This window comes from Georgenia sp. Z1344, from assembly GCF_057652375.1.
The window spans coordinates 1273450-1299020 of sequence record NZ_CM172728.1 but is presented as its reverse complement, the minus strand read 5'-3'; the positions used below and the strand labels follow the sequence as shown (position 1 = coordinate 1299020).

Annotated in this window: 21 protein-coding genes and 1 tRNA gene; 12 read left to right on the top strand and 10 right to left on the bottom strand. The window is 72.0% G+C overall.

Features of this window, described 5'->3' with window-relative positions; genetic code table 11:
* Window positions 1–204: 204 nt before the first annotated feature.
* Together AC24FB_RS05745 and AC24FB_RS05740 are read left to right on the top strand one after the other, a co-directional pair.
* Window positions 205–4701, top strand: coding sequence for a hypothetical protein (locus tag AC24FB_RS05745; RefSeq protein WP_425714459.1), 4497 nt, complete (start codon window positions 205–207; stop codon window positions 4699–4701).
* Complete coding sequence (locus AC24FB_RS05740; protein WP_425714460.1) at window positions 4698–4913, top strand: hypothetical protein; 216 nt, start codon at window positions 4698–4700, stop codon at window positions 4911–4913. Before AC24FB_RS05745 ends, AC24FB_RS05740 begins: the two co-directional genes overlap by 4 nt.
* Before the next feature lie 186 nt (window positions 4914–5099).
* Here AC24FB_RS05740 and mscL read toward each other — a convergent pair whose 3' ends face one another.
* The 3 genes from mscL to AC24FB_RS05725 all read right to left on the bottom strand — a co-directional run bounded on the left by mscL (window position 5100) and on the right by AC24FB_RS05725 (window position 6700).
* Window positions 5100–5486, bottom strand: a complete 387-nt coding sequence (gene mscL / locus AC24FB_RS05735) for a large conductance mechanosensitive channel protein MscL (protein ID WP_425714461.1) — start codon at window positions 5484–5486, stop codon at window positions 5100–5102.
* An 84-nt stretch (window positions 5487–5570) separates the two neighbouring features.
* Window positions 5571–6224, bottom strand: coding sequence for an SAF domain-containing protein (locus AC24FB_RS05730; RefSeq protein ID WP_425714462.1), 654 nt, complete (start codon window positions 6222–6224; stop codon window positions 5571–5573).
* Window positions 6225–6319: 95 nt separating this feature from the next.
* A complete protein-coding gene (locus AC24FB_RS05725; protein ID WP_425714463.1) occupies window positions 6320–6700 on the bottom strand; it encodes an FmdB family zinc ribbon protein in 381 nt (126 codons plus the stop codon).
* 130 nt (window positions 6701–6830) lie between these two features.
* On the opposite strand from AC24FB_RS05725, the gene AC24FB_RS05720 reads away from it, so the two are divergent.
* The gene (locus AC24FB_RS05720) at window positions 6831–9671 is read left to right on the top strand and encodes a penicillin acylase family protein (RefSeq protein ID WP_425714464.1); all 2841 of its coding nucleotides are present in this window, start codon (window positions 6831–6833) and stop codon (window positions 9669–9671) included.
* Window positions 9672–9680: 9 nt separating this feature from the next.
* Here the strand turns inward: AC24FB_RS05720 and AC24FB_RS05715 are convergent, their stop codons facing one another.
* Entirely contained in the window at window positions 9681–10358 is a 678-nt protein-coding gene (locus AC24FB_RS05715; protein ID WP_425714465.1) for a 5-formyltetrahydrofolate cyclo-ligase, read from the bottom strand.
* Between the two features lie 127 nt (window positions 10359–10485).
* Between AC24FB_RS05715 and AC24FB_RS05710 the strand changes: the two genes are divergently transcribed.
* A complete protein-coding gene (locus AC24FB_RS05710; protein ID WP_425714466.1) occupies window positions 10486–11106 on the top strand; it encodes a GNAT family N-acetyltransferase in 621 nt (206 codons plus the stop codon).
* Between the two features lie 218 nt (window positions 11107–11324).
* Here AC24FB_RS05710 and AC24FB_RS05705 read toward each other — a convergent pair whose 3' ends face one another.
* Complete coding sequence (locus AC24FB_RS05705; RefSeq protein WP_425714467.1) at window positions 11325–12119, bottom strand: hypothetical protein; 795 nt, start codon at window positions 12117–12119, stop codon at window positions 11325–11327.
* A gap of 211 nt (window positions 12120–12330) precedes the next feature.
* On the opposite strand from AC24FB_RS05705, the gene AC24FB_RS05700 reads away from it, so the two are divergent.
* Together AC24FB_RS05700 and AC24FB_RS05695 are read left to right on the top strand one after the other, a co-directional pair.
* A complete protein-coding gene (locus AC24FB_RS05700; RefSeq protein WP_425714468.1) occupies window positions 12331–13530 on the top strand; it encodes a hypothetical protein in 1200 nt (399 codons plus the stop codon).
* 145 nt (window positions 13531–13675) lie between these two features.
* Window positions 13676–13748 (top strand) — tRNA-Ala (locus AC24FB_RS05695).
* 254 nt (window positions 13749–14002) lie between these two features.
* Here AC24FB_RS05695 and AC24FB_RS05690 read toward each other — a convergent pair.
* The 5 genes from AC24FB_RS05690 to AC24FB_RS05670 form a co-directional block, all read right to left on the bottom strand.
* Window positions 14003–14296 carry a SemiSWEET family sugar transporter gene (locus AC24FB_RS05690; RefSeq protein ID WP_425714469.1) on the bottom strand — a complete coding sequence of 98 codons (294 nt, stop codon included), beginning with the start codon at window positions 14294–14296 and terminating at the stop codon, window positions 14003–14005.
* Window positions 14297–14727: 431 nt separating this feature from the next.
* On the bottom strand, window positions 14728–16035 hold the full coding sequence (locus tag AC24FB_RS05685; RefSeq protein WP_425713489.1) for an ISL3 family transposase: 1308 nt from the start codon (window positions 16033–16035) through the stop codon (window positions 14728–14730).
* 732 nt (window positions 16036–16767) lie between these two features.
* On the bottom strand, window positions 16768–17388 hold the full coding sequence (locus tag AC24FB_RS05680) for a CueP family metal-binding protein (RefSeq protein ID WP_425714668.1): 621 nt from the start codon (window positions 17386–17388) through the stop codon (window positions 16768–16770).
* A gap of 76 nt (window positions 17389–17464) precedes the next feature.
* Window positions 17465–18055 carry a DUF305 domain-containing protein gene (locus AC24FB_RS05675; RefSeq protein WP_425714669.1) on the bottom strand — a complete coding sequence of 197 codons (591 nt, stop codon included), beginning with the start codon at window positions 18053–18055 and terminating at the stop codon, window positions 17465–17467.
* Window positions 18056–18167: 112 nt separating this feature from the next.
* Entirely contained in the window at window positions 18168–18521 is a 354-nt protein-coding gene (locus AC24FB_RS05670) for a DUF6153 family protein (RefSeq protein WP_487561414.1), read from the bottom strand.
* A gap of 496 nt (window positions 18522–19017) precedes the next feature.
* On the opposite strand from AC24FB_RS05670, the gene AC24FB_RS05665 reads away from it, so the two are divergent.
* The 6 genes from AC24FB_RS05665 to AC24FB_RS05640 all read left to right on the top strand — a co-directional run bounded on the left by AC24FB_RS05665 (window position 19018) and on the right by AC24FB_RS05640 (window position 25511).
* Window positions 19018–19230 (top strand): heavy-metal-associated domain-containing protein, encoded by a 213-nt coding sequence (locus tag AC24FB_RS05665; RefSeq protein ID WP_425710264.1) that lies wholly within the window; start codon window positions 19018–19020, stop codon window positions 19228–19230.
* A gap of 1 nt (window position 19231) precedes the next feature.
* Window positions 19232–20248 carry a heavy-metal-associated domain-containing protein gene (locus AC24FB_RS05660; protein WP_425714670.1) on the top strand — a complete coding sequence of 339 codons (1017 nt, stop codon included), beginning with the start codon at window positions 19232–19234 and terminating at the stop codon, window positions 20246–20248.
* Window positions 20238–22562: a heavy metal translocating P-type ATPase gene (locus AC24FB_RS05655; RefSeq protein ID WP_425714671.1), complete on the top strand. Its 2325-nt coding sequence runs from the start codon at window positions 20238–20240 to the stop codon at window positions 22560–22562. Before AC24FB_RS05660 ends, AC24FB_RS05655 begins: the two co-directional genes overlap by 11 nt.
* 33 nt (window positions 22563–22595) lie before the next feature.
* Window positions 22596–22865, top strand: a complete 270-nt coding sequence (locus AC24FB_RS05650; RefSeq protein ID WP_425710261.1) for a hypothetical protein — start codon at window positions 22596–22598, stop codon at window positions 22863–22865.
* 103 nt (window positions 22866–22968) lie between these two features.
* Window positions 22969–25146 (top strand): heavy metal translocating P-type ATPase, encoded by a 2178-nt coding sequence (locus AC24FB_RS05645; RefSeq protein WP_425714672.1) that lies wholly within the window; start codon window positions 22969–22971, stop codon window positions 25144–25146.
* 50 nt (window positions 25147–25196) lie between these two features.
* Window positions 25197–25511, top strand: a complete 315-nt coding sequence (locus tag AC24FB_RS05640; protein WP_425710259.1) for a metal-sensitive transcriptional regulator — start codon at window positions 25197–25199, stop codon at window positions 25509–25511.
* Window positions 25512–25571: the final 60 nt, after the last annotated feature.

The window sequence follows — 25571 nt, the reverse complement described above, 5'->3', positions numbered from 1 at the left end:
ATGGGTGCTCGACGGAGCGTGACGCCTGCCCCCCCCTGCGCGTCACGCTCCGTTCTCATGTCCGCACCCTGCGAGGTCCCGACGACGAGACTCGTGGCGAGGATCCGTGCGGCGCCCGGGCCGCACGACGTCGCGGCACGACATCTCCGGCGGTGTGCGCCCGTGCTCCGCGCCCCACGCCGGTGCCCCGCCTACCCTGGTGGGATGACGCCTCCGCCGATCCCGCCCTTCCGCCGCGGCCGGGACAGCGACCGCTCGCGCGAGCGGACCGTGGCCCGGGGAGACCACGACCGGCCCGCCCGTCGCCCGGGGCGAGCAGCCCCCTCGACGCCGGAGGACCCGGCGAACGGTGACGTCCCCGAGCAGCACCCGGACGGTGGTGCGGGGGCGGCGCAGGAGGCGTCCGACGCGTCCGGGCAGGGCGCGGGCACGCCGTCGCCGCAGCGCCGCTCGAGCCGGACCGCCGTCGTCGCCCGCGCCGTCGAGCGGTGGGTCGCCGACCTCACCGCGCTCGGCGCCGAGGGCCTGGGGGACGACGACGACCTCGGGGAGGCCGTCCTCGACCTCACCCACGCCCACCCCGGCGGCACCGCCCAGCTCTACGCGGGTCGCCCCACGCGCCTGTCCAACCTCGTGCGGGAGCGCAACGCCGCCGTCGCGGCCCACCAGCACGCCCGGCTCGTCCGAGCCCGGGCCGAGGACCTCGCCCAGCGCTTCGGGGTGGCCCCGACCTACCTCGCGACCGGGGTCGCCACCTGGTCGGCGCTCCCGCCCCCGGTGGTCGACGGCGACGAGCACGACGCCGACCTCGACCCGACCGCGCCGCCCGCCGGCCGACGCGCGGACGAGGGCGCGGAGGCCCCGCTCGCGCGCACGATCCGCACGCCAGTCTTCCTGCGCGGCGTCCGCCTGCAGCCGGTCTCGGCCGACGGCGAGGTCGAGCTCACCCTCGAGCGCGCCGTCGAGCTCAACCCCGTGCTCGCCCGCGCGCTCACCGAGGCCGGCCTGCCCGGCGAGCCGACCGACCACCTCCCGGCGCTGGGACCGGCCTCGAGCCAGCGCGAGGCGCTCGCGGGGGTGGCCGAGCTCGCCGCGCGGTACCTGCCGGGCCTGGAGATCGAGGACCGGGTCGTCGTCGGCACGTTCCTGCACCCGGGACAGGTCGCGGTCGAGGACCTGAAGTCGATGGTCCCGCACCTCGCCTCGTCCGACGTCGTGGCCGCGCTGGCCGGCGACCTCGAGGCGCGCAGCACGCTCGCGACCACCCTCCCGCCCGACGACGGGACGGACCCGGACCCGGACGAGGAGCGCGCGGTCGGGGACGTCGAGGTGGCCGGCGAGCGCGCGGTGCGCCTCGTCACGCAGGGGTACCAGCTCGTCGTCGACGCCCCGCCCGGCGCGGACGACGTGGGCGTCGTCGCGGCGATCCTCGCGGCCTCGGCGGCCGACGGCCGGACCGTCGCCTACGTCCCCGGCGACCGGCGCACCGGCCGGTCGACCGTCGCCCATCTGCACGAGCTGGGCCTCGGCGAGCTCGTCCTCGACCTGCGGGCCGACGGCGGCTGGCGGGAGGAGGCCTCCCGGTCGATCCGCCGCGGCATGGAGGCGCCCGCCGTCACGGTCGACCAGGCGACGGTGGCCCGGACGCGCGAGGAGCTGCGGGCCACGCGCGCCGGCGTGCGCGAGCAGCTCGACTCCCTCCACCGCCGCCACGACGGTTGGGGCGTCTCGCTGTTCGACGCCCTGCAGGCGCTCGCCCGCCTCACCGCCCGCACGCCCGGACCCCGCACCGGTGCCCGCATCTCGGGGGAGGACCTGCGGGCGCTGACCGGGGACGCCCGACGCGGGGCCGCGGTCCGGCTCTCGCGTGCCGCGATCCTCGGCGCCTTCACGCTGCGCCGCTCGAGCACCCCCTGGTACGGCGCGCGGCTGACCACCAACCAGCAGGCCGCCGACGCGCTCGACCGGGTCCAGCGGCTCACCCGGGTCGAGCTCCCGGCCGTCGACGACCTCGTCCAGAGCACCGCCGTGCAGACCGGTCTCAGACGGGCCACCACCCTGCGGGAATGGCGCGAGCAGCTCGCGATGCTCGACGGCGTGGCCGACGCGCTCGACGTCTTCCTGCCGCAGATCTTCGAGCACTCCGCCGCCGACATGGTGGCGGCGACGGCACCGCGCAACGAGCGCCGCAGCCAGGAGGTCGAGCTGTCCGCGGGGATGCGCCGTCGCCTCACGCGGCAGGCCCGTGACCTCGTGCGCCCCGGCCGGTCGGTCACCGACCTGCACGCCGAGCTGCTGCGCGTCCAGGAGCAGCGGGAGATCTGGCGGCGCCACTCCACCGGCGGCGGCTGGCCCCGGCTGCCCGACGGGCTCGCCGACATCCGCGAGCTCGAGCGCGAGACGAGCGAGGACGTGGCCGCGCTCGGCGCGGTCCTCGAGCCCGACGACGACACCGTCGCGCTCGAGGACCTCGACCTGGCGGAGCTGCGGCGACGGATCGACGCCCTCGAGGCCGACACGACCGCGCTGCGGACCCTGCCGGAGCGGACCCGTCTCGTCGACGAGCTGCGCGCCGAGGGGCTCGGCGAGCTCGTCGACGACCTCGTCGAGCGGGCCGTGCCGGACGACCTCGTCGCGGACGAGCTCGACCTCGCGTGGTGGAGCTCCGTGCTCGAGCAGGTCCTCGCCGACGAGCCGGCGCTCGCCGGGCGCGACCCCGCCGAGCTGACCGCCGACCTCGCGGACCTCGAGCGGCGCGAGGCGGAGCAGCGGGCCACGCTCGTCCCGGCCGTGCGGTCCGCGACCGCCGACCGGCTGCGCCGCGCGGTGCGCACCCACCGGACCCAGGCGGCCCACCTGTGGGAGCAGCTCGCGGCCGACCGGGGGGCGACCCTCGGCCGGGCGCTCGCCGATCATCCCGAGGTGGCGCCGACGATCCGGCCCGTCCGGGCGGCCGCCCCGCTCCTGGTCGCGCAGATCATCCCGCCGGGCCCCACCGTCGACCTCGTCGTGCTGCACGGCACCGAGCTGCTGCCGCTCGCGCAGGTCGCCTCGGTGGCGGGCCGGGCGCGGCAGGTCGTCGTCGTCGGGGACGTGCGCCGTCACCCCGGCGGCGCCACCCACGCCCTCGCCGAGGTCCTGCCCGCCGTCGAGCTGCCCGCCGTGCGCGGGCCCCTCGTGCCCGGCGCGGCTCGGCTGCTCGCCACGCACGGCTACGAGGACTCCGTCGCCCCGGTCCCGTCCGTCCGCCCCGACGGCGGCGTCCGCCTCGAGCTCGTCGAGGGCTACGGGACGCCCCCGCCGGGCGAGGAGGTCGTCGAGAGCGTCGACGCCGAGGTCCGCGCGGTGGTCGACGCCGTGAGCCGGGAGGTGCACGACGCCCCGCTCGCCTCGATCGCGGTCGTCACCCCGTCCCCGCGGCACGCCTCGCGCGTCCGCGAGGCGCTGTCCCAGGCGGCGGCCGAGGACCCCGGCCTGGAGGCGGCGCTCGACCCCCGGCTCGTCGAGCCGCTCGTCGTGGCCGACCTCGCGGACGCCGGCGGTCTGCGCCGCGACGTCGTGGTGCTCTCGGTCGGGTTCGGCGCGAACGCGCACGGCCGGTTCGTCCACCGCTTCGGCGACCTGTCCGGCCCCGACGGCCGGACCCGGATGGTGACGGCGCTCGCCGCGCCCCGGGAGTCGCTGGTCGTCGTCTCGACGATCGGCCCCGGCGCCATCGACCGCACCCGTATCCACCACGAGGGCGCGCACATGCTCGCCGAGCTCCTCGACCTCGCCGGCGGTGCGGGGACCGTGCCCGACGCCGGGGCACCGGCCGACGCCGCGGGCGGGGCCTCCGGCGGGACCGAGGTCGCGGGCGAGCAGGCGGTCGGCGCCCCGCCCGCGGGCGAGGCCGGCCCGGATCCCGAGGTCGTCGCCGGAGCGAGCGACGGATCGACGACGGGCACCGAGCGCGCGTCGGCACCCGACGCCGAGGTGGAGCACGCCGCGTCGTCGGGCGCGGACGCCGAGGCCGTCGCCGCCGAGCGGCCGACGGACGACGCCGGGGTGGACCCGGGGGCGACGGCCCGGCTCGACGCCGTGGACGGGGGCGCCGTCGACGCGGAGGACGACGGCGACGAGCGCCCCGTCGCGGAGGACCTCGCCGACCCGGTCGCCGGCGAGGCGGCGCACGACGACGACACCCCCGACGACGACACCCCCGATCCCGTGCCGGCCTGGCTGCGCGAGGAGACGTACGGCGAGGTGCGGGCGGCGGAGACGACCGGGTCGCCCGAGGAGGACACCCGGGACGAGATCCTCGGCGACCTCGTTCGACGGCTGCGCAGGCTCGGCCTCGTCATCGAGGAGGACCTGCGCGGGGCGGTCGACGTGCCTCTCGCGCTCGGCCACCCGGACCTGCCGGGGCAGCGCCTCGTCGCGGTGCTCACGGACGCGGGGGAGGACGCCGGCGAGCACAGCCTGCGCCGCCGCCTCGACCGGGGCGCCGTGCTCGCGCGTGCGGGCTGGCGCGTCGAGCGCGCGTTCACCGTCTCGATCTTCCTCGACCCGCAGGCTGAGGCCGACCGCCTGCGCCGCGTGGTGCTCGACGAGGTCGCGGCCCGCCGCGGCGCGTACTCCGGGGTGTCCCCGGCCGCGCCGGCCACGGGCACGGACGCCGACGACGTTGCCGGACAGGGCACCGACGGAACCTGGCCGTGACCGGACGACGCCGACGGGTCATCGCCCTGTCGGCCGCCGACCGGCGCCGGCTGGCCGAGGGCGACCTCGTCCGGCCGGAGGATGCGTTCGACGCGCCCGAGCCGGTCGAGGACACCGCTGCGGCCGACGCGCCTGTGTCGTCGTCCGGTCCGCCCTCGGCCGCCGACCAGCGGCTCCTGCGCGAGGTCCCACCGCACTTCGGCCGCCTCTGACGTCTCCGACAGCTGGGACGCCTCGGACCTCCGGGGCGCCGCGAGCGCCGTCGCTCGTGCCGGGGGCGGTGCCGCGGACGCTGCCCGGGGCAGGAACGGGAACGGCCCACCGCCCCGCGGGGGGCGATGGGCCGTCGGTCCGCCGCCGGTGGGCGACGCCGGACCTGCGTGACGCGGAGGTACCGGTCAGACGTTGCGGGTGCGCAGGAGGTCGCGGATCTCCTCGAGGACGAGCACGTCGTCCGCCTTCTCCTCCGGCTCCTCCTCGTCCGTCTTACGACGCTCGGCGAGCTTGTTCATCGGCATGACCACCGCGAAGTACAGGGCGGCGGCGATGAGGAGGAAGTTGACGAGCGCGGTGACGATCGTTCCGGGCGAGATGGTGGCGCCGTTGACGACGAACTGGCCGATCGTGTCGAAGTTCGGCTGCCCGAAGATCGCGCCGATGAGCGGGAGCAGGACGTTGTCCGTGATGGCGGTGACGATCGGCGTGAACGCACCGCCGATGATGATGCCGACCGCCATGTCGATCGCGTTGCCGCGGGAGATGAACTCCTTGAAACCGTTGAGCATGCTGACCTCCGAGGATCTGTGCGGGTGGGACCGGGGGGTGACGAGAGTGGCGCCGGGTGCGCGCCGGCTCACGCCGGCCCCCGGTCAGCTCGGTCCGAGCACGACGCTCAGCGGGGTCCAGGCACTTGAGCCAACGAGGAGGGTAGCGGTGTCCGGCGTTGCAGAAACATACATGCGAGTGACGTCACTCTCGTCGCCGCCGCCGAGCAGACCACCCTCCTCGTCCTCGACGGCGCCCAGCACGAGCACGTTCTCGGCCACGACCTCGGCCGGTCCGCCGTCGGTGGGCGGGGCGAGCAGCGAGACGCGCAGCCCTGGCTCGGCGAGATGCGCGCTCCCGTCGTCCGCGACGAGCACCGCGACCACCACCTCGCCCGGCGCGGCGGCCACCCCGGCGCCGGCGAGCATCCCCTCGCCGAGAACCGTGCCCTCGGTGAGCCGTACGGCGAGGGGGCGGCCGACCACTGCCTCGACGTCGGCCGGCGCCCCTGCCGGCACGTCGCCCACGGGCAGGTCGCGGGTGCCGACGTCCCCGCGGCCGAGGACGTGGCCGGCCGGCAGGTCGGTGCTCAGCGCGACGGCCGTCGTGGTGGTCGGAGGTGGTGGGCTCAGCTCGCCGATCGCGACGGACGCGGCCCCGGCCAGGCACACCGCGGCGACGGCATGGCGCCAGCGCCACGCGCCGCGGCGCAGGCGGGCCCCGGCGCTGCGGGAGGGTGGGGAGGTGGCTCTCGTCATGCTCCGACGCTAGGCAGCGGGGAGAGCAGGAGGCCGCCGCGGCGTCGTCGCCTGTGGACGGGGCTTCGGCAGGGCGCGTTGTGCGCCCGGGTGGGTCAGGCGGCGGAGCCGGCCGCTGCCGTGCCCGAGGAGCCCGAGCCCGAGGACCCCGAACCCGAGGACCCCGAGCCGGCGCCCGTGGAGCCGGACGTCGACGCGGAGGCGGGTGCCGGCGTCGTGCCGGTCGAGGAGTCGGACGAGGAGCTCGACGAGGAACCGGCGACGCTCGACGACGAGCCGGATCCGCTCGAGCCGGACCCGGAGCGCGAGTCGGTGCGGTAGAAGCCGGAGCCCTTGAACACCACGCCGACCGAGCTGAACAGCTTGCGGAGGGCGCCGCCGCACTCGGGGCAGATCGTGAGGGCGTCGTCCGTGAAGGACTGCTTCGCCTCGAGCTCGTGGCCGCACAGCGTGCAGCGGTAGGCGTACGTCGGCACCTGGGAGGACCTCCGGTCTCGTGGGGCGGCGCTAGCAGTCGGCCCCGTCGAGTGCCAATGCTAGCGCCGTCGGCTCGACGCGCGCAGTGACCTGCGTCGCCGGTCGACCCGCGCGCCATACGCTCGGGCGGTGGCAGCCCGATCCTCGTCCTCCAGGTGGCGCACCGCGCTCGTCAGTCTTCTCGCCGTGGTGCTCGTCCTGTCCGTGGCGGTCGTCGCGGTAGCGACCTACCTCGTCCGGCGACCCCTGCCGGACCACTCGGGGGAGCAGCAGGTGCCCGGCCTCACCGCCGAGGTCGAGGTGCTGCGCGACGAACGGGGCGTGCCGCACCTGTACGCGGAGACCGACGAGGACCTCATGGCGGGGCTCGGGTTCGTGCACGCCCAGGACCGGTTCTTCGAGATGGACTACCGGCGCCACGTCACCTCCGGTCGGCTCTCGGAGCTCGTCGGCGACGTCCCCGCTGCGGTCGAGGCCGACATGGTCATCCGCACGATGGGCTGGCGGGAGGTCGCCGAGGAGGAGTGGGAGCTGCTCACCGAGGAGTCCCGAGCGCTGTACACGGCCTACGCCGACGGCGTGAACGCCTACCTCGACGGCCGCGAGGCCTCCCGGCTCGGCCTGGAGTACACCGTCCTGTCCCTCAGCACGGACGTCGAGGACATCGACCCGTGGACGGGCGTCGACTCGCTCGCCTGGCTCAAGGCCATGGCCTGGGACCTGCGCGGGAACTACAACGACGAGGTGGCGCGCGCGGGCGCCCTGCGGCCGATGTTCGGCGACGTCGAGGTCGTCGACGGCCTGTTCCCGGCCTACCCTGCCGAGGAGCACGCCCCGATCCTTCCCGAGGGCGGCGACGGGGGCGGGGAGTCGGCGTCCGCCGCCCCGGCTCCGGGGGACGGCGAGAGCCCGTCGGGGGAGCCCGGCGAGAGTCCCTCGGGTGACTCGGAGGCGCCGACCGAGGAGACGGACGCCGACGCCGCACCGGACGCGCAAGCCGTGCCGGGTGCCGAGGCCGGCACAGAGGTCGACACCGGTCCGGGCGCCGCCCCGATCCCGGGGGCCGGGCCGCTGGGCGGCGCCGTCACCGACCCGATCGCGGGGACAGCCTCCTCACTGACCTCGCACCGGGCGGGCGACGCCGTGAGCTCGGCGGGCAGCGCGCTCGACGCCGTGCCGGTGCTCCTGGGCGAGGGCGACGGCATCGGGTCCAACTCGTTCGTCGTGGCCGGGGAGCACACGGCGACGGGGGAGCCGATCCTTGCCAACGACCCGCACCTCGGGCTCGAGCAGCCCAATCTCTGGTACCAGGTGGGCCTGCACTGCGTGGAGCTGGACGCGGACTGCACGTTCGACGTCACCGGCTTCTCGTTCGCCGGCATGCCGGGCGTCATCATCGGCCACAACGACCAGCTGTCCTGGGGGCTGACGAACCTCGGCGCCGACGTCATGGACCTCACGCTCGAGCGGGTGTTCTCCGACGGCACCTACCTCCGCGGCGAGGAGCGCCTCGCGCTCGAGCGACGCACGGAGACGATCCTCGTCGACGGCGGGGACCCCGTCACCCTCGAGGTCCTGTCCACCGAGGCGGGGCCGATCGTCTCCGAGGTGCTCGGCGACACCCGGGCGGCCGCCGGTGTCCCCGTGCCCGAGGACTCGCCCGAGGCGCACTTCGAGGGGTACTCGGTGGCGCTGCAGTGGACGGCACTGACCCCCGGCCGGACCGGGGACGCGGTGTTCGCCCTCAATCGCGCCGCGACCGCCGAGGACGTCGCGGCCGCGGCCGAGCTGTTCGAGGTCCCCAGCCAGAACATCGTGTTCGCGACCGCCGACGGCGACATCGGCTACCAGGCGCCCGGCCGGATCCCCGTGCGCGGCGAGGTCCCGGACGCCGAGCTCCCCGCCGACGGCTCGTGGCCGCGCCCCGGGTGGGACGAGCGCTACGCCTGGCAGGGGTTCGTCGCGCCGGAGGACATGCCCGCCGCGCTCAACCCGGCCGAGGGGTTCGTCGTCGCCGCGAACCAGGCGGTGCTCCCGCCCGGGACGGAGCCGTTCCTCACGGGGGACTACGACGCGGGGTACCGCTCGCAGCGCATCCGCACGCTCCTCGAGGAGCGGCTCGCCGCGGGTGAGCCGCTGACCGTGGACGGTGCGAACGAGATCATGCTCGACGACGCCAGCCCGTTCGGCGAGGTGGTCGTGCCCTACCTCCTCGAGGTCGACGTCGAGGACCCGTTCGTGGCCGAGGCCGTCGCCCTCCTCGAGGACTGGGCGGAGCAGGGCTACCCGAACGACGTGGACTCCGCCGGCGCCGCCTACTTCAACGCCGTGTGGGTCGAGATCCTCGCGATGACCCTCGGTGACGAGCTGCCCGACGCGCAGGCGCCGAACGGTGGGGACCGCTGGCTCCTCGTGCTCGAGCAGATGCTGGCCGAGCCCTCGGACCGCCACTGGGACGACCGGACCACCGTCAACGTGGTCGAGACCCGGGACGAGATCCTCGGCCAGGCGCTCGTCGAGGGGCGCCACCAGCTCACCGCCCGCCTCGGGAAGGACCCGTCGACCTGGCGCTGGGGCGACCTCCATGTCTTCGCGCCGCAGCACCCGGTGCTCGGCGGGGACGGGGTGCCCGGCCTCGTGCGGCGGTACGTCAACCCCGAGCCGGTCGGCGTGCCCGGCGGCTCGGCGGTCGTCAACGCGACGAGCTACAGCACCTCGGCCCGCGACGAGTACGGGCGGCCGAGCTACGCGGTCACCGCGGGACCGTCGATGCGGATGGTCGTCGACATGGCGGACCTCGACGCCTCGACCTGGGTGACCACCTCGGGGACGAGCGGGCACCCGGCCTCGGCGCACTACACGGACCAGGCCGAGGCGTGGGCCGAGGGCGAGACCTTCCCGTGGGCGTTCAGCCGGGCGGCGGTCGAGGAGGCCGAGGACGACCGGTTCGTCCTCACGCCCGGCGGCTGAGCGCCGGGATCAGGCCCCGCGCGCGGGTGCGCTGTCCCCGCTGGCCGTCGTCTCGTACGGGTCGTCGGGCGGCAGCAGGCTCGTGGTCCCCGAGGGCTGGACGACGCCGGCCACCCGGACGTCCTGCGGGCCGTGGGGGAGCGGGCCGTCGACCAGCTCGTCGTCGAAAAGGACGGCCCAGACCGGCGTGCTCGGCGGGAGGTGCTTGAGCACCCGGTCGTACCAGCCACCGCCCTGCCCGAGTCGGTTGCCCTGTCGGTCGACGGCCAGGGCGGGGACGACGACGACGTCGGCCTCCGCGATCGCCTCGGATGGCATCGGGTCGCCGGAGGGCTCGAGCGGGCGGCCCGGGGCGCGCTCCGCGAGGTCGTCGGTGCCGCGGAAGGTGGCCCAGGCCCGGGCGAGCCCCGGCCCGAGCGCCGGCAGGAGGATCCGCACGCCCGTCTCGTGCAGGGTCTCGATCGTCGGGAGCGACGGCGGCTCGGCACGGCGGGAGACGTGGTGCGCGACCGTCCGTGCGCCGTCGAGCAGCGGGAGCACGTGGCGGGCGATCGCGATCCCGTCCCGGGCCCGGTCGGTGTCCTGCCGTCGCGCGCGGTGGTCCCTGACGGTCGCCCGAAGGATCTGCTTCGCGTCGTCGACCTCGAGATGGTCGACGCGCGGAAGGTCAAGGATGCGCCGGTGCATGGCCACCATCATGCCAAGGATCGGGGTCCGAGGCGCGGCGACCAGGGGGGAAGATGCCACCGTTTCGCCCCCGGCGTAGGCGGTGGCGCGGCGGTGCCCGACGTGGGCGGGCCGTACCCTCTCAGGCGTGCCCACGCCTACCACCTGGCCCGTCGAGCTGCACGACGACGAGCTGGTGCTGCGCGGCCTGCGCCGCCGCGACCGACGCCCCTGGCAGGCGCTGCTCGAGTCGAACCGGGCCTGGCTCGAGCCGTGGATGGCCGGGTCACCCGCGCCCGGGCGACCGATGAGTGTCGGTGAGCAGGTCGTGGCCAACCGCAGGGCGGCACGCGCGGGGGAGGCGCTGCCGTTCGTCGTCGTGCTCGGCGGCGAGATCGTCGGGGCCGTCACGGCCCAGCCGGTCACGCGCGGGTCCAGCTGGACGGCATCGATCGGGTACTGGGTGTCGAGGCACGTGGCCGGGCGGGGGATCGCGCCCCGGGCGGTCGCGCTCGTGGCCGACCATCTCATCGACGAGCTCGGCATCCACCGGGTCGAGATCGACGTGCGGCCGGAGAACGCGGCGAGCCTGCGCGTGGTCGCCAAGCTGGGCTTCACGGAGGAGGGCCCGAGGCGGGGGCTCATCTTCGTCGACGGCGACTGGCGCGACCATCGTTCGTTCGCGCTGCTGGCCGGGGACCACGGGCGCGGGCCCGGGGCGGTGCGGCGCCATCTCGACGGCGGTTCGTCGTCGGGCGGGACGGACTGACGCGAGGTCGCGGGACCGACCCGAGGTCGCGGGACCGACCCGAGGTCGCGGGACCGACCCGAGGACGCGGGACCGACCCGAGGACGCGGGACCGAACGGCCCGAGGGCGAGGCGCCGGTCGAACCCGGCCCGGCCCGGCGGTGGAACGGGACCGGCCCCGCCCCGCGGGTGCGGGACGGGGCCGGTGAGTGCGCGGCGCGCGGGGCGCCGGCGGCGGACTACTCGACGGTGCCGGTGAGCTCGCCCTCGAACTCCTCGCCGAGACGCTCGCCGGCGTCGTCGCGGGGCTCGTAGGACACCTCGACCGTGAAGGCCTCGCCCGGCTGGTAGAGCATGACCTCGCCGACCGAGTACTGCTCGCCGGTGCCGAGGACGTAGGTGTCCTCGCCGAGCGAGTCGCCGTTGACCGCGTTGTCGTTGACGCCGTTCTCCTCGAGCAGGTCGGTGTCGGAGACGGACGGCTGCTGCATGTAGGGCCAGGTGTCGTAGCTCAGGCCCGCGTCGACCAGCCCGTAGGTCAGGGTGATCGGGTCGCCGTTGTTGGTGACGACGTAGTTGAGGATGAGGACCTCGTCGCCCTCGTTGACGATCGGCTCGTCGGTGTCCGGGTCCGCCCAGATGCTCGAGCGCGTCGCCTGGCCGGTGCCGACCTGGTAGACGTCGACCGTCACGTCGCCGGCCTCGATCGTGCCGAGTAGCTCGCCGTCCTCGGTGACCTCGTTGGCCCAGGGAGCAGCGGAACCGGCGCCGGCGGACGCACCGCCCTCGTCGCTCGCGGACTCGCTCGGGGACTCGCCGCCGGCGGCGTCGTCGGAGGGGGTCTCCTCGGACTCCGACTCCTCGTCCTCGGAGGGGGTCTCCTCGGACTCCGACTCGGTCTCCTCGGTGGTCTCCTCCTCCTCCGGTGCCTCCTCGGAGGTCGGCTCCTCGGCGGGCGTCGCGTCCTCGCCGTCGCTCCCGCAGGCGGCGAGCGTGAGGGCGGCGGCCGCGGCGAGCGCGACGCTGGCGGTCATCCTCCGGGTGGTGGTGCGCATAGGGCTGGAGCTCCTGTGATCGTCGGGTGGGGATGCGGGGCGGCGGGCGCCCGGCTGCATCGGCCCCGGGGGGCTCGTCGCAGCGTAGCCAGGGGCGCCGTCCGATTCGGCGCAACGGTGCGGAATGCGGTCGCTGTCACGTCCGCGCGCCTCCCGGATCCTGCCCGCGCGCCGACCTAGCGTGGGATTCGTGGATCTTCAGGGCTACGTCCTCGCCGCGGCGGTGGTCATGCTCCTGGTCTACGCGCTGCCCGCCGTCGCGGACCGCCGTCGCCTCATGGCCGCCACGCGGCTCGAGGACCGGTACTCCGACCGGCTGCGGGTCGTGGCGACCGTCGGTGACGGCGGGCGCCGGGGTCGGGCCTCGCCCGGCCATCCCGGTCGGGTCGCGCGCAGCGCGGCCGACCGACCCACCGCACCGCTGCTGCTACCCGTCGGACCGGAGTCACGCGCCATGAGCACGATCAAGCCCCGCCTCTCCGAGCCGGCGCGGCGTGCCCGCGACCTCGCCCATGCCCGCTCGCAGCGGGCTGCCCGGATGAGTCGACGCGACGCTGCCCGCAACCGCCGCACGATGTACCAGGTGGTCCTCGGACTGCTCGCCGTCGCCGCCTGGGCGCTCGTGCACTACGCCGGCTGGCACCTGGCGGCCGCGATCGTGCCGAGCCTGCTGCTCGTCGCCGTCGTGGCCCTGTCGGTCCGGGCGGCCGGCGAGCGGCGGATGCTCAACTCGGTCGACCGCGCCGAGATCCGTCGGATCGACGGGGAGCTCAAGGAGCTCGCCCGCCGTCCGCGCGCGGCCGGCGAGCTCGAGGCCGGTGAGAGCGCCGAGGAGCGCGCGACCGGGGCGGGCCAGGACCGGACCCGCGCACAGCTGCCCGCCGCGGTCGGCTCGACGGACGCCGAGAGCCGTGCCGACGCCGAGCGCACGGACACGGACGAGCAGGAGGCCACGCCCGCCGGGCGCGCCGCCACGTCCGCCCCCGACGGCGTCGCCGCCCGCACCTGGGCCACGGTCGCCTCCGCGCAGCTCACCCCCCACAGCGACCCGCAGCCTGCCGCCGAGCCCCTGGGTCGGTCGGGCGAGGTCCGCGAGGACGGTCCTGCTCGTGCCCCCCGCACCGAGGACGCCCCGGGCGCGTGGACGCCGGTGCCCGTGCCTGCCTCGCGGTGGTCCGGCGACGGCTCGGGTGCGCAGCGCCGTACCGCCCCGGCCTTCGAGCCGCCCGTCGCGCCGTCCGCCCGCGTGCCGCTGCGCCCGACCCGGCCGAGCTCGGCCGGGTCCGTCGTGGCCGGCTCGGGCGCCGACGCCCCGGCTCCGGACGCACCGAAGGCCCCCGTCCTCGACCTCGACGCCGCACTCGCGCGCCGCCGGGCGAAGGGCGCCTGACCCGCACCTGCGGCCGGCCCTGCCGAGCGGTGGCGTTCGTCGTCGTCGGGGCCCCTCGGCATGACGCAGGACACGGATCGAGGCGCTGGTGAGGGGGTTGCGCGGTGCTAGACTTTTCTTCGCTCACCGGCCCGCCGGGGAGCATGGGGCTATGGCGCAGTTGGTAGCGCGTCTCGTTCGCAATGAGAAGGTCGGGGGTTCGAATCCCCCTAGCTCCACTCGAGTGGTTCGTGAGACAGCGACTCGTCAGCGGCTGGTTCCCCGGATGCGGGGAGCCGGCCGTTTCTCCGTCGGTAGGAGTGCGCGGGCGTCAGGGCGGTTGAGCTCGGACATTGATCTCGCTCCCGTCCGGAGCCTGCCAGGCTGTCGCGCGTCTGGCAGAGGAGGTCGCGCCGATTCTGATCCGCATGGTCAATCGCTTCGGGCCGACCGGACTGCCCTGCCGGGTCCGTTCGCGGTCGAGAGGTGCGACTCAGACGTCCGGTTCGGCTTGCGCGCTGCTCCTCTTGAGTTGGGCCGCAACGGCGATGGTCACGAGTGCCACGGCCGTGGCTACCGTGTTGGGGATGACGAGCGGCCAGTCGTGCCGGGCCAGTCCGTAGAAGGCCCACAGCAGGAAGCCCGGGATGAGCAGGGCGAAATAGCCGAGTGATACATCGTCGGCGGACCGAGTTCGCAGCATCCTGTGAATCTGCAGAGTCGGGGCGATCGCCATGACGACTCCCCACCCCGCCGCCGCCAGGCCAAGAACGTCGCTGAGCACCACGGGAGCCTCCTGCTGCTGACCCTGGCTCTGGTCCTCGTCCATAGTGCACGGGGGGCGACACGAAGATGCATCAAGACTATGTGAAGCAGCGCCCTCAACGTCGACATCGCCACCATCCTCCATCCGGCACTAACCGCATACACATACGCACATCTGATGACGAATCGTGTCTCGAGAAGTGACCGAGTATCACCACGCCTGCGTAGATTTGCAGCCAGCATCTCTTCGCCACGGCCGATGTTAGAAGGTCATGAGACGTGTGCATGCCCTGCGAAGGACACATTGCGCACAGTTGAGTCCCGGATAGTGGTGCAGCGCGGTGACCTCGTGGTCGTCTCAGATATGGGCGCGGTCGCCAGCGGCAAGATCAGTCTCAGGGGCACCACTTTGTCAGCATTGAGCTTCGGCTGTTTCCGCGCGAAACCGGCTCTTCACATTCGAGGGTGTAGTTGGGGTCGGAATCCGCCCGTCTCGAGTAGTGATCGGGCGATGTAATTGGTCAGGTTGCGGAAGCCGAGGGCCGAGCCGCGCAGGTGCTCGAGCCTGCCGTTCATGGCCTCGGTGGGGCCGTTGGACGTGCCGGGCCGGTCGAAGTAGGCGAGCACGTCGGCGGCGCGGCGCTTCAGGGTCCTGCCCAGCTTGCGCAGCTCGGTCAGGGCGGCTGGCACGGTGGAGCTGACGGAGGCGATGAGCTGGGCCATGAGCTGGCGACCATGTGCGCGGTCGGGGACGCGGTAGGCGGCGATCATGCGCTGGTAGACGGCCCAGGCGGCCTCGACCGCTACGTGGGTGTCGCCGTCGAACAGGCCCTCCAGGCGCTGGGACTGCTTCTCGGTGAGCAGGTCGGCGCCGGTGTGCAGGGTCCGGCGGGCGGCGTAGAGCGGATCGCCCTTGCGGCCCCGGTGCCCGCAGGTGTCCTGCTGGACACGGCGCCGGCAGTCATCGAGCGCGTCGCCAGCGAGGCGGACCACGTGAAAAGGATCCATGATGGCGACCGCGTCGGGCAGCTCTTCGGCGGCGGCGGTCTTGAACCCGGTGAAGCCGTCCATCGCGACGATCTCGACCCCGTCGCGCCAGTCCTGCGGCCGGCCCGCGAGCCACTGCTTGAAGGCGTGTTTCGAGCGGCCCTCGACCATGTCCAGCAGCCGGGACGGGCCGGTCCCCTCGCGAACAGCGGTGAGGTCGATGATCACGGTCACGAACCTGTCGCCGCGGCGGGTGTGGCGCCAGACATGCTCGTCGACACCGATGGCGCTGACGCCGTCGAACCGGGTCGGATCATCGATGAGGACGCGGCGTCCTTCGGTCAGGACCGCGGCGTTGGCGGTGTTCCACGAGACCCCCAGCCCCTCGGCGACACGAGCGACACTCAAGTGCTGGCACACGATCCCTTCCAGCGCCCACCGCAACCCGCGGCGGGAGAGCCGAGCGCGCGGCTCGGCCGCGGCGGTCGTGTCCTGACGCCACACGTGCCCGCAGCCCGTGCACCGGTACCGACGCACCCTCACCTCCAGCGTCGTGGGACGCCACCCCAAAGGCTCGTGAGCGAGCTCGCGCGTGACGGTGTCCCGCGCGACGCCCTCGCACCCGCACCGCCGGCACCAGCTGTCCGGTTCGACGACCCTGCAGGCCAGGACCGCCCGACCAGGCTCGATGCGCTGGCCGACGACCTCCAAGCCGAGCTCGTCCAGACGAGCGAACGTGGTCAGATCAGGGCGGGCGAAGGTAGCGTCAGGCACGTCGAGGTCTTCCCGGTGGGTGGCGTGAGAACCCCCATCATCGGAAGACCTCGACCCCTATCTGGACGCTGACACGCCGGCACCTCGCTCACCACCGCGCCAGGCCGTCTACACCCTCAATCCGGAAGAGCCGCGAAACCGAGCCGCTCGAACCGCCGCCAGATGTTCGGTCCGAGTCCACCTGCGTCCATTCGAGGAAGTCGTGAGACAGCGACTCGTGAACGGCTGGACCCCCGGGCGCCGGGAGTTCAGCCGTATTTCGTTGGTGGGCGTGCGCAGGCTTCAGGGCGGTTCGTGTTGCCACATCACGCCCACCGGTACGGTCGCCGGCATATTCCGCAGGGCTCGCAGCTGGCGGCCACGGCTAGGAGTGACGACGCCGTAGGTTGGGCACCCCATCAGCTGCCGCGGCGAGGAGACTGTGACCGTCACCAGTTCCTCGGTGCACTCGGGAGCCTCGACGTGCGCCCCGGGCTGTCCCACGAGGTCGTCCCGCCGTTGGCGTAGTTCAGTCGTAGAAGGGTGCACCAGGCCACTGAGTAGCGTGGCACAACGTCGAGGTCCCCGAGGGTGATCAGCATGACTCGTCACTGCTGGTCATCCAGGGGACCCCGACGCCTACCCCCGCAACCTCAACCCGGCGCGCCCCGCTCCCGACCGCTCACCCGAGCAGCCCCCGATGTCCGAAGAGCCTGTACTCGCCGCCGCGCTGTCGAACCTGTTATCTGATGGTCAGGTAACTCGCAGGGTGGTGATGCACGTCGGGTCATCCTCGTTCAGCGTGGTGATTGCCACTGTCCCTTCCTGTCCTTCATGCGCGATCGAGAGGGTTCCCTCGATGTCGCGAGGCACCCACAACCCGACGAAGCCGTTGTCGAACGTCTCGCGCGTCTCGTTGATGAGAACTTCACCGTCGGCGTCGGTGAGCACGACTTGAACGTCCGCATTGCCGAGTTCACCGATACAGGTGGTCAGGCTGTGGAAATAGCAGTCGTGCGTCTGCTCGCGATAGGGCGCGACGGAGACGTATACCTCGTCCTCGGGCATCGGCAGTTGTGCCTCGCGGCCCTGGTCATCGGTGAGCACGAGAGCGTCAGGCTGAACGGATGCGAGCAGATCAGATGGGCGATCGGCAACGGGCATCGTGTCGAGCCGCTCGATGACCTGCGCGGCGTCGAGTCCCGCCAGGTCGTGCGTGGAGAAGAACTCGCTGTCGGAAGCTTGGTTGCTGGATGGCGGCGTTGCTGATTCGGGGGTGGAGTTTGCGCAACCGGCGAGCACGAGGCCAGAGATGAGCGCCATGGTGGCTGCGGTGAGCAGACTCCCTCGTCGGGTCCTGGTGGGGTTGGTCATAGTTTGATCCTTTGAGACGTGGGGGCAAGCCGGTGTCGGAACGCTCGAGCGTTCCGACACCGGCCCGGACGGAGCGTTAGAGGGAGGCCAAGAGGTCTTCCATCTCCTGGATTTCTGCGGTCTGGTCGTCGATGATCGTTTGTGCGAGCTCGATCGCAGCCGGGTCGCTTCCGTCCTCGACCTGGGTCTGGGCCATCTCGACCGCTCCTTCGTGATGGACGATCATCTGCTCCAGGAACAGGCGCGACGCCTCGGTGCCACTGGCCGCTTCGAGGGCGGCGAGATCCTCCTCGGACATCATTCCGTCGCCGTGGTCCATCCCGTCCATCTCGCGTTCGTCCGGGTCGACGCCCCAGTCATCGAGCCAACCATTGAGCTGGTTGATCTCGGGGCCCTGGGCCGCCTTGATCTCCTCGGCCAACGTCGCCACCTCCGGGTCGACGTCGTCCTTGGCGAGGACGATGTTGCTCATCTCGATGGCCTGCTCGTGGTGGACGATCATCATCGATGCGAACATCACGTCCGCATCGTTGACGCCTGCTGCTTGCTCGGTCGAGTCGTCTTCCGTGACCGGCGTCGAGTCGTCCTCGCTCCCGGCGGAGCAGCCGGCCAGTACCAAGGCAGCGGCGAGGGCGAGCGCAGCGGTCGCCGCAGTTCGGGTAGTCATCAGTGTTCTCCAATATCAACAGTCGCTTGGATGGCACGCGAACCTCGATGGCATCGCGTGAGTGAGGTGGGGAACCCTGGGCGTTCTGGGACGCGCCGGGTTCACCGGCCCCTCACGTGCGACTGATGCAGAGAACGTGTAAGGACGGTGCCCTCAGTGGCACTCGGACGGTGAGGCGGACCTGGGGATGATCTGATCGTGGGTTGCTGTGCATCCATCCAGGGAGGAGACGCGGCGGCATCAGGACGAGCAGCGCGAGCAGAAGCGCGAGCACACACGCCATCGCCATCTCTAGATGGTCGCTGGCGCCGCAGTCCGCACACGCACCCTCGTGATTCTTGGCCGTGTCGCTGGATGTCTGCTGCCCTACTGCCGCGTGGTGGGCCTCTCCGGCCTCAGGGGCGGAAACTGAGATGGCTGCGGGCGCCTGGGCAGTCGGAGTGCCATGCAGGTTCAGCGTATGCATGGCGACCAGGCCCACGATGATCCCGGCAACAAGCAGACCACCCCAGAGGAGGCGCCGGAAGATGCCCCGAGGGGCTCTCTCGGATCGCGTCGCCGGCACGGACACCATCGGGCCAGGTTACCGACCGCCCCTGTGGTCGACCACAAGCCGCCCGGACACCTGACTCATGTGCAGGAGCACCACTGGCGGTGTCGGCCCCGGTCAGCGCAACCGGGGTATCGCCGAGGTGACGGACGGTGAACAGCGGGTCGATGGAGACAGGCCGGGTGTTGTTACCGGGCGTGCGGTGACCCTCGCCGGTGATCGCGATCGCGGAGCTGCTCACCGCGTTCCTTCCTGAGTCGCGGAGGCAGTGAACGCCGGCAACAGGATCGCCTAGATGAACCGCGGCGCGTCATCGGGGTCGAGGCAGAACGTGGCGGCTCCAACAATTGATTGATACCCGCTAGGGGTATAGGGTGACGGTCGTCGTACACAGATGAAGGAGTAGGAAGCTATGGCAACCACGACCGAGTACCAGGTGACTGGCATGAGCTGCGGACACTGCGAGAGCGCGGTCCGCGCCGAGGTAGGCGAGGTCCCCGGCGTCACCGGCATCGACGTCAGCGCGGCCACCGGCCACCTGGCTGTGACGGCCGATGGGCCGGTAGATGATGCCGCGGTGATCGCCGCAGTCGATGAGGCTGGTTACGCCGCCGTCAGGAGCTGACATGAAGGCGCCTGCGCGGCTCGGCCTGTACGGGCTGCTCCTGGTGGCTGTGTTCGCTGTGGCTGGATTCGTAGCGAACGCGGTGGTTTCCGAGGAGACCGTGCAGGGCTGGACGCACGACACCGACGACACCGCCCACCACGACGGAGAAGGTCTGATGAACGCCGTCGAGCAGGACGGTCGCGAGGCCGGAGTGTCGTCACTGGGCCTGAGCCTGGCCCAGGGGGGTTACCGGCTGGCCGCCGTGATCGCGCCGACCGACACGACCAGCGAGGGCGAGCTGTCCTTGACCGTGACCGGCCCGGACGGCATGGCGGTGACGGACTTCGAGGTGGAGCACGAGCAGGAGCTGCACCTGATCGCCGTCCGTGCTGACGGGCAGCACTTCCGCCACGTGCACCCCGAGATGGATGACGAGGGCACCTGGTCGATCCCCTGGCAGTGGGACGGAGCTGGCTCCTACCGGGTCTTCGCGGACTTTGTCCCCGCAGACACCGGAGAGGGCCTCACACTCTCGACCTCGGTCCAGGTGGCCGGCGATTACAACCCGGGACCGGCGACCGAGCCGGTTACCGAGACGACCGTGGGCGGCTTCGACGTCAGCGTGGAGGGCAGCCTCACCGCAGGTGAGGCGTCCGAGCTGACCATGACCATCACTCGTGACGGCGAGCCGGTCACCGAACTGGAGCCCTACCTGGGCGCATTCGGTCACCTGGTTGCCCTTCGTAACGGGGACCTGGCCTACCTGCACGTCCACCCGCACGGGGACGAACCCCAGGCTGGGGAGACCTCCGGACCCGAGATCGTGTTCGAGGCCACCGCGCCCACGCCTGGGAGGTACCTGCTTTATCTCGACTTCCAGATCGACGGCGAGGTCCACACCGCGCCGCTGGTGATCGACACGACCACCGACCCAGGCGAAGGCCCCGGCGGCGGGGAGCGCTCCGAGGACGGGCGTCCCGGCCAGGAGCCGGGAAACGCTGACGAGAATGAGGGCGGAGACGGCCATGACCACTGAGAACACCAGCACGGGCATCGCCAGCATCGAGCTGCAGATCGGTGGCATGACCTGCGCCTCGTGCGCGAACCGGATCGAGAAGAAGCTCAACAAGCTCGACGGCGTCACCGCCAGCGTGAACTACGCGACCGAGAAGGCCAGCGTCACGGGCCCCGACGATCTCGATCCGATGTTGTTGGTCGCCGAAGTCGAGAAGACCGGGTACACGGCCGCACTCCCGACCCCTACCAAGGGTTCCGATCAGAGCCCGGGCGAGGAGGGTGAGTCTGCCGCGGACGCCGAGCTGCGTTCGCTGCGCCAGCGGCTCATCGGCTCTGCCATCCTCGCGGTGCCGGTGATCGCCATGGCGATGATTCCCGCCCTGCAGTTCGACTACTGGGGCTTCGCGTCACTGGTGCTCGCCGCTCCGGTCGTGGTGTGGGCCGGCTGGCCCTTCCACAAGGCGGCGTGGATGAACCTGCGCCATGGCGCGGCGACGATGGACACCCTCATCTCGGTGGGCACGACCGCGGCGATGCTCTGGTCGATCGTGGCCCTGTTCTTCGGCACCGCCGGCCAGCCCGGCACGGTTCACCCCTTCGAGCTGACCATCTCTCGCTCCGACGGGCTCGGACACATCTATCTCGAGGTGGCAGCCGGGGTGATCACGTTCATCCTGCTCGGCCGCTACTTCGAGAAGCGCTCCAAGCGCCGCGCCGGTGCCGCCCTGCGCGCCCTGCTGGAGCTTGGGGCGAAAGAAGTATCGGTGCTGCGCGATGGAAGGGAGCAGCGGGTCTCCGTCGAGGAGCTGGCCGTAGGCGAGGAGTTTGTCGTCCGGCCCGGGGAGAAGATCGCCACCGACGGAACGATCAGCTCCGGCAAGTCCGCGATCGACGCCTCCATGCTCACCGGCGAATCCGTTCCCGTCGAGGTCGGCGAAGGCGACACCGTGGCCGGGGCGACCGTCAACGCCGGCGGCCGGCTCGTGGTGAAGGCCACTCGGGTGGGCTCGGACACGCAGCTGGCGCAGATGGCAAAGATGGTCGAGGACGCTCAATCGGGCAAGGCCGAGATCCAGCGCCTCGCCGACCGCGTCTCCGGGGTGTTCGTGCCGATCGCGATCGCGATCGCCGTTGCAGCCCTGGGCGCGTGGATCGGCGCCGGGTTCCCCCTGTCGGCAGGTTTCACCGCCGCCGTGGCGGTGCTCATCATCGCCTGCCCCTGCGCCCTGGGCCTCGCCACTCCGACGGCACTGCTGGTCGGCACCGGTCGCGGTGCGCAGATGGGGGTGCTCATCAAGGGCCCCGAGACCCTCGAATCGACCCGCAAGGTCGACACGATCGTGCTCGACAAGACCGGCACCGTCACGACCGGGAAGATGACCCTCACCGATGTCATCACCGCCGACGGGGGCGATCGAGCCGAGCTGCTGCGCCTGGCCGGTGGCTTGGAGGACTACTCCGAGCACCCGATCGCCCAAGCCATCGCGGCCGGCGCCACCAGCGAGGTCGGGGACCTGCCTGCGCCGGAGTCCTTCGACAATGTCGAGGGGCAAGGTGTGCAGGGCGTCATCGACGGCCACGCAGTGGTCGCTGGCCGGGAGTCGCTCCTGGCCGATTGGTCGATGCACGTGGACGAGAGCCTGCGTTCGGCCAAGCGGGCCGCCGAGGCCCAGGGCAAGACCGCGATCACGGTCGGATGGGACGGCGCCGCCCGTGGGGTCCTGGTCGTCTCCGATCAGATCAAGCCCACCAGTGCCCGGGCCGTCGCCCAGTTCAAGGAACTCGGACTGACGCCGGTGCTGCTGACCGGCGACAACCAGTCCGTGGCCGAGCAGGTCGCCTCCGAGGTCGGCATCGAGCAAGTCATCGCCGAAGTCCTACCCAAGGACAAGGTCGGTGTCGTCGCCCGGCTCCAGGACGAGGGCAAGATTGTCGCGATGGTCGGCGACGGCGTCAACGATGCCCCCGCCCTGGCCCAGGCCGACCTGGGTCTAGCGATGGGCACCGGCACCGACGTGGCGATCGAGGCCGCCGACATCACCCTGGTGCGCGGGGACCTGCGCGCCGCTGCGGACGCCATCCGGCTGGCTAGGCGGACGCTGCGCACGATCAAGACCAACCTGTTCTGGGCCTTCGCCTACAACACCGCCGCGATCCCACTGGCCGCCTTCGGTCTGCTCAACCCGATGCTCGCCGGAGCGGCCATGGCCCTGTCGTCGGTGTTCGTCGTGTCGAACAGCCTGCGGCTGCGGACCTTCACGGCCCGCGCGGACGACGAGAGCGCGGCGGCTCCTGCTGGCACGGCACCGGCCCGTGAGCCGGTGAACGTCTGACCGTCGTCATCACGCAACAGGAAGGGACACCCGATGACTGCACACGAGAACCTGAACCTGACCGACGTTTCGTCGAGTGGAGGCAGCTGCTGTGGACACGCGCCGAGCGCCGACGCCGTCGCACAGACCTCCGCTGAGGAGATGGCCGAGTGCCCCGTGATGGCCGGCACCCCGGTCGTCAAGGCAGAAGCTGAGAACGCCGGTCTGGTCCGCGATCACAACGGCCAGCGGTACTGGCTGTGCTGCGCGTCCTGCGGCCCATTGTTCGACGCCGACCCCGATCGATACGCGACGGTGGGCTGAGGCCGCATCCGTTCCCGCGCTCCTTCGACGCACGTCCTCGCAGAGCGCGGGCCCTTCGCTCAGGCTCCATTCCCAGCCTGGAGGACACACGAAAGAGGCGACCATGAGCCACCACGACCACTCAACACGATCACCCTCGACGCCCGACGACACGCGGCACCACGGGTCCGATCCGCATGCTGGCCACCACTCCCACACCCAGGGACATGACGAGGCCTCGGATCACTCCGAGGCGCACGGGAACCACGGTGGACACGGCGATCACGGACATGGCGGGCACGCGGGTCACGGAGACCATGTCGCGCAGTTCCGACGCCTGTTCTGGATCATGCTGGTCCTCGCCGTGCCCGTGGTGGGGTTCAACGACATGTTCGCCGATCTCATCGGGTACCCGTTGCCCGAGGCAGGATGGGTCCGTTGGGTGTCGCCGGTCCTGGGAACCGTGATGTACGTCTGGGGCGGCCAGCCGTTCCTCACCGGCGCGGTCTCGGAGCTCCGCGCCCGCAAGCCCGGGATGATGCTGCTGATCGGCCTAGCCATCACCGTGGCGTTCCTCGCCTCTTGGGGTGCGAGCCTGGGCGTCCTGGACCACGAGCTGAACTTCTGGTGGGAACTGGCGCTGCTGGTGGTCATCATGCTGCTCGGCCACTGGATCGAGATGCGTTCCCTGGCGCAGACCACCTCCGCCCTCGACTCCCTGGCAGCGCTCCTCCCGGACGAGGCCGAGAAGGTTGACGGCGACGAGGTCGTGACGGTCTCCCCCGGCGATCTCGTGGTCGGCGACGTCGTCGTCGTCCGTCCCGGCTCTTCGGTACCCGCCGATGGAAAGATCGTCGACGGGTCGGCCTCCATGGATGAGTCGATGGTCACCGGAGAATCGAAGACGGTACGCCGCGAGATCGGTGAGCAGGTCGTCGCCGGCACTGTCGCCACCGACTCCGGGCTGCGGGTCGAGGTCACTGCCACCGGTGACGACACCGCCCTGGCGGGCATCCAGAAACTTGTCTCCGACGCGCAGGCCTCGTCCTCGCGCGCACAGAGGATCGCCGACACCGCCGCTGCCTGGCTGTTCTGGTTCGCCCTCGGCGCCGCATTGATCACCGCGGTCATCTGGTCGCTGATCGGGCTGCCGGACGCCGCGGTGGTGCGCACCATCACCGTCCTGGTCATCGCCTGTCCGCACGCACTCGGTCTGGCGATCCCCCTCGTGGTGTCCATCGCCACCGAGCGCGCAGCCCGCGGGGGCGTGCTGGTCAAGGACAGGCTCGCCCTGGAATCGATGCGCACCGTCGATTCCGTGCTGTTCGACAAGACCGGAACGCTGACCAAGGGCGAGCCCACCGTCACCGCCATCGAACCGGTCGGGAACCGCAGTGCCGAGGACGTTTTGGCGCTGGCCGCGGCTGCGGAGTCCGACAGCGAGCACCCCCTGGCCAGGGCCATCGTCGGCGCAGCCAGTGCCCGCGAGGTTCCAGTGGCGAAGGCTCAGGATTTCTCCTCCTCGCCGGCGGTCGGGGTCAAGGCAACCGTCGACAGCTCCGTGGTCGAGGTCGGTGGCCCCTACCTGCTCGACCAGCACGGGCTGGACGAACTGCCGGTCGCCGACCAGTGGCGGAACGAGGGGGCGATCATCCTCCACGTCCTGGCCGACGGCGAGGTCATCGGGGCGCTACGTCTGGCCGATGAGATCCGCCCTGAATCCCACGATGCTGTCGACGCCCTTCACGCCGCCGGCGCCCAGGTCGTGATGATCACCGGGGACGCCCAGGCCGTCGCCGACACCGTCGCGCGCGAGCTGGGCATCGACCGGGTCTTCGCCGGCGTGCGGCCAGAGGACAAGGCTGCCAAGGTCGCCGAGCTCCAGGACGAAGGCAGGAAGGTCGCCATGGTCGGTGACGGCGTCAACGACGCCCCTGCGCTCGCCCAGGCCGATGTCGGCATCGCCATCGGTGCCGGTACCGACGTAGCCATCGGGTCCGCCGGAGTCATCCTGGCCTCCTCCGACCCGCGCTCGGTGCTGTCCGTCATCGACCTCTCCCGCGCCAGCTACCGCAAGATGAAGCAGAACCTGTGGTGGGCCGCCGGGTACAACCTGATGTCGGTACCCCTGGCCGCCGGTGTGCTCGCACCGATCGGGTTCGTACTGCCGATGAGCATCGGCGCAATCCTGATGTCGGCCTCCACCGTCGTCGTTGCACTCAATGCCCAGCTGCTGCGGCGCCTCGATCTCACCCCCGCGTCCAGCACGGCGAAGATCCTTGACCAGGCCACGACCGAATGAGCACCCGTCTGCTGTCGTAGCAGAGACCGCACGAATCCGGAGAAGACACGATGGACACCACCACCGCGACAGCAACCGAAGCTGACCACGGATACATCAGCGATAAGGACCGCTACCTGGCTCGTCTCAAGCGCATCGAGGGACAAGCCCGTGGAATCCACCGCATGATCGACGAGGACACCTACTGCATCGACATCCTCACCCAGATCAGCGCCGTCACCTCCGCGTTGGAGAACGTCGCCCTGGCCCTCCTCGACGACCACCTCAAGCACTGCGTCGTCCGGGCTGCCAAGGCCGGCGGCGCCGACGCTGACGAGAAGCTCAAGGAAGCCTCCGAAGCCATCAGTCGCCTCGTGAAGTCCTGAGGCGCGGCATGGATACGACCCGCGCGGTTGTGGGTGCACGGTCGTGGGGTCCTTCGCCGC